The following is a 1,704-nucleotide window of genomic DNA, read 5'->3' on the forward strand; positions in this document are numbered from 1 at the left end:
CGCCCGTGCCGTTCGGCGCGGTGGGCGAGCTTTACATTGGCGGGGCGGGGGTGGCGCGGGGCTACCTCAACCGCCCTGAGCTGACAGCGGAGCGGTTCATCGCCAGTCCTTTTGTCGAGGGCGATCGGCTGTACCGGACCGGCGACCTGGCACGTTATCTGCCGGACGGCAATCTTGAGTTCCTGGGCCGTAACGACGACCAGGTGAAGATCCGCGGCTATCGCATCGAGCCGGGCGAGATCGTAGCAAAGCTTTGCGGGCACGCCTGGGTGCGCGAGGCGGTGGTGGTGGCGCGCCAGAACGGCGTCGGCGACAAGCATCTGATCGCCTATGTGGTCTGCGCGCCCGCGGCCGGCTCGGAGGAGGGCGATGGAGGCGGGCTTGCGGCCGCCTTGCGGGCGCACTTAAGTGCGCGGCTGCCGGACTACATGGTGCCGAGTGCGTTCGTGCGGCTGGCGGCGCTTCCGCTGACGGTGAACGGCAAGCTCGATCGGAACGCGCTGCCGGCGCCGGCCGATCAGGCCTATGCGCTGGCGGCCTACCAGGCGCCGCAAGGTGCGGTCGAGACGGCGCTGGCACGGATCTGGGCCGAACTCCTGGGTGTCGAGCGCATCGGGCGCAACGACCACTTCTTCGAACTGGGCGGCCACTCGCTCTTGGCCGTGCAGATGTCGAGCCGGCTGTCACAGGCTGTCGGGGTCGAGCTGCCACTGTCGACGCTGTTCGCAAGGCCAGTGCTAATTGATCTCGCGGCAAGCATCGTCGAGCTGTTGAGCCGCTCCGGTCCGCAAGAGCTGCCGTCGATTGCGACCGTGTCGCGTCATGAGCCGCTTGTGCTGTCGTTTGCGCAGCAGCGGCTATGGTTTTTGGCGCAGCTGAACGAAGGCAGCACGAACTATCACATTCCGCTGACCTTGCGACTGCGCGGGATGCTCGACCGCAGCGCCTGGCAGCGCAGCCTTGACCGTGTGGTTGCGCGTCATGAGGCGCTACGCAGTGTCTTTGTCGCGACGCAGGGCAAGCCCCGGGTTGAGGTTCTGCCGCCGAACGCGGGAATGCCGATAGTTGAGCATGATCTGCGGGAGAGATCGGATGCGCAAGCGGCACTTTTGGATCTGTGCCATCAAGAGGGCCGCACGCCATTCGATCTTGCGCGCGGTCCGCTGATCCGCGGGCATCTGGTGCGGATGTCGGATGAGGAGCACGTCTTCCTGCTGACCCAGCATCATATCGTCTCGGACGGCTGGTCGATGGGCGTGCTGCTGCGTGAACTTAGCCAGCTTTACCGGGCGTTCGAGGCTGGGCAGGACGATCCTCTGCCGCCGCTTGCGATCCAGTATCCGGATTACGCCGCCTGGCAACGCCAATGGCTGTCAGGGGAACGGCTGCAGAAGCAGGCGCAGTATTGGCGCAGCGCCCTGGCAGGCACGACCCGTCTTGTCTTGCCGACGGACCATGCGCGGCCTGCCCAGCAGTCGTTTGCCGCGGCCACGGTTCCGGTCATCATCGATGCGGATTTGACGCGGGAGCTGAAGCGGCTGAGCCTGCAGCATGGCACGACGTTGTTCATGACAGTGCTGGCGGCCTGGGCGGCGGTGCTGTCGCGTCTGTCGGGGCAGGATGATCTTGTGATTGGCGTGCCGAGCGCCAATCGGGGGCACCGGCAGATTGAAGAGCTGATCGGGTTCTTCGTCAACACCCTGG

General features: G+C 65.7%; 1 protein-coding gene. It reads left to right on the forward strand.

Features of this window, described 5'->3' with window-relative positions; all coding sequences use genetic code 11:
• Positions 1 to 1,704 (forward strand): condensation domain-containing protein (locus tag CV770_RS40955; protein WP_146101473.1); only part of this gene is annotated, 1,704 nt, incomplete at both ends.

This window comes from Bradyrhizobium sp. AC87j1 (genome assembly GCF_002936975.1).
Lineage (GTDB): Bacteria > Pseudomonadota > Alphaproteobacteria > Rhizobiales > Xanthobacteraceae > Bradyrhizobium > Bradyrhizobium shewense.